Annotated in this window: 3 protein-coding genes; 1 reads left to right on the plus strand and 2 read right to left on the minus strand. The window is 69.3% G+C overall.

All coding sequences use genetic code 11. From position 1 onward, the window contains the following. On the minus strand, nucleotides 1–1,502 hold a 1,502-nt coding region (locus ABZ646_RS44440; protein ID WP_360532871.1), incomplete at its 3' end, for a polyribonucleotide nucleotidyltransferase. A 302-nt stretch (nucleotides 1,503–1,804) separates the two neighbouring features. Beyond that, nucleotides 1,805–2,092: a 30S ribosomal protein S15 gene (gene rpsO, locus ABZ646_RS44445; protein WP_132889906.1), complete on the minus strand. Its 288-nt coding sequence runs from the start codon at nucleotides 2,090–2,092 to the stop codon at nucleotides 1,805–1,807. A gap of 279 nt (nucleotides 2,093–2,371) precedes the next feature. On the opposite strand from rpsO, the gene ABZ646_RS44450 reads away from it, so the two are divergent. Further along, nucleotides 2,372–2,665, plus strand: a complete 294-nt coding sequence (locus tag ABZ646_RS44450; RefSeq protein WP_360532868.1) for a DUF397 domain-containing protein — start codon at nucleotides 2,372–2,374, stop codon at nucleotides 2,663–2,665. Nucleotides 2,666–2,721: the final 56 nt, after the last annotated feature.

A 2,721-nucleotide genomic window follows, 5' to 3' on the forward strand; every position in this document is an offset into this window, starting at 1 on the left:
GTCTCGCCCTCGATCTCCTGGGAGATCAGGCCCATGGCGATACCGGCGACCGGGGCCTTCAGCGGCACACCGGCGTTGAGCAGCGACATGGTGGAGGCGCAGACGGAACCCATGGACGTCGAGCCGTTGGAGCCGAGGGCCTCGGACACCTGGCGGATCGCGTAGGGGAACTCCTCGCGGGTCGGCAGGACCGGGACCAGGGCGCGCTCGGCGAGGGCGCCGTGGCCGATCTCGCGGCGCTTCGGGGAGCCCACGCGGCCGGTCTCGCCGGTGGAGTACGGCGGGAAGTTGTAGTTGTGCATGTAGCGCTTGCGGGTCACCGGGGAGAGGGTGTCCAGCTGCTGCTCCATACGGAGCATGTTGAGGGTGGTGACGCCCAGGATCTGGGTCTCGCCACGCTCGAACAGCGCCGAGCCGTGCACGCGCGGGATGGCCTCGACCTCGGCGGCGAGCGTACGGATGTCCGTGACGCCGCGGCCGTCGATGCGCTTCTTCTCCTTGATCACGCGCTCGCGGACCAGCTGCTTGGTGAGCGAGCGGTACGCGGCGGAGATCTCCTTCTCGCGGCCCTCGAACTCGGGGAGCAGCTTCTCGGCGGCCAGACCCTTGACGCGGTCCAGCTCGGCCTCGCGCTCCTGCTTGCCCGCGATGGTCAGCGCGGAGGCGAGCTCCGGGCGGACCGCGGCGGACAGCGCCTCCAGGACGTCGTCCTGGTAGTCGAGGAAGATCGGGAACTCGCCGGTCGGCTTGGCGGCCTTCGAGGCGAGGTCGGCCTGGGCCTTGCACAGGACCTTGATGAAGGGCTTCGCGGCGTCCAGACCGGCGGCCACGACGTCCTCGGTGGGGGCCTCGGCGCCGCCCTTGACCAGCTGGATGGTCTTCTCGGTGGCCTCGGCCTCGACCATCATGATCGCGACGTCGCCGTCCTCCAGGACACGGCCGGCGACGACCATGTCGAAGACGGCGTCCTCCAGCTCGCTGTGGGTCGGGAACGCGACCCACTGGCCGTTGATCAGCGCGACGCGGACGCCGCCGATGGGGCCGGAGAAGGGCAGGCCGGCCAGCTGGGTGGACGCGGACGCGGCGTTGATCGCGACGACGTCGTACAGGTGGTCGGGGTTGAGCGCCATGATGGTGGCGACGACCTGGATCTCGTTGCGAAGGCCCTTCTTGAAGGACGGGCGCAGCGGGCGGTCGATCAGACGGCAGGTGAGGATCGCGTCCTCGCTCGGCCGGCCCTCACGGCGGAAGAAGGAACCCGGGATCTTGCCGGCGGCGTACATCCGCTCCTCGACGTCCACCGTGAGGGGGAAGAAGTCGAGCTGGTCCTTGGGGTTCTTGGAGGCGGTGGTGGCCGACAGCACCATGGTGTCGTCGTCCAGGTACGCCACGGCGGAGCCGGCGGCCTGCTTGGCCAGGCGGCCCGTCTCGAAGCGGATGGTGCGGGTACCGAAGGCGCCGTTGTCGATGACGGCCTCGGCGTAGTGGGTCTCGTTCTCCACTAGCATGTTCTCCGTTACTTTTCGTCTACTTATCGTCTTTTGTCCCGGTCTGCCCGTGTGGCAGGGGGACGGTCGCGGAGAAGCGCGCCTTGCGGTGCGGGCCGGTCTTCGATCGAAGCACCCGGGGCTCGCTTCCCCCCGGGGGCCACTACCGAGGACCGGCGGCGGCTTGGGTGCACTTCTCCTTCGTGATGCGTTGTGCTCCCACACTACAAAGCGTGAGTGACACTCCGCACGTTTCCGCACGTACGGCAAAGGGAGCGGCCCCGGGTTTCTCCGGGAACCGCTCCCTTCATGGCGTCTTACTTGGCGCCCGCCGCACCGCGACGGATGCCCAGGCGGTCGACCAGCGCACGGAAGCGCTGGATGTCCTTCTTCGCCAGGTACTGCAGCAGGCGACGGCGCTGACCGACGAGGATCAGCAGACCACGGCGGGAGTGGTGGTCGTGCTTGTGGGTCCTGAGGTGCTCGGTCAGGTCGGAGATCCGACGGGACAGCAGGGCGACCTGGACCTCGGGGGAGCCGGTGTCACCCTCCTTGGTACCGAACTCGCCGATGATCTGCTTCTTCGTGGCGGCGTCGAGCGACACGCGTACTCCTCGTGGTCTGTGTACTGCCTCCGAGTGCTCCCGGTCTGCATCGCGGGAGAGCTTCCGTTACTCGGGAGGCGGGGATCCGCTGGGCGCTTCCTCCAGGATCCGCGGGGGACTCCGGAGGTGCGTACACAAACGGCCGTCGTCAAGAGTACCAGTGCCGGCGGACGGGTCCGACCGGGGCCGGACCGCTGTGCACAAGCCCCGACAAGCGGGTACGACCGCCAGTAGTGTGACCGTCACAGCGTACGTACGTCGGGAAGGGGTCGCTGCGGGATGAGCGAGACGGCTGAGGAGATGAAGGCGCGCAAGGAGCGGGAACGGGACGAGCTCTACGCGCTCGACATCTCGGGCGTCGAGTGGCACTGCGCACCCGGTACCGAGCAGGACGAGGAACGGGTGGAGATCGCCCACCTGCCCGAGGGCGCGGTGGCCATGCGGTCCTCGCTCGACCCGGACACCGTGCTGCGGTACACGGAGGCGGAGTGGCGGGCCTTCGTGCTGGGCGCGCGCGACGGGGAGTTCGACCTGGAGCCCACCGAGCGCAACGGGGGCCTCGCCGCCCAGTGACCGGTGGCGCTCGCGGGGCGGCCGCCGCGCGGGACGCCCCGCGCGGCGGGGTGCTG

Origin of the sequence: Streptomyces sp. NPDC007162 (assembly GCF_040634175.1) — a bacterium.
Taxonomy (GTDB): domain Bacteria; phylum Actinomycetota; class Actinomycetes; order Streptomycetales; family Streptomycetaceae; genus Streptomyces.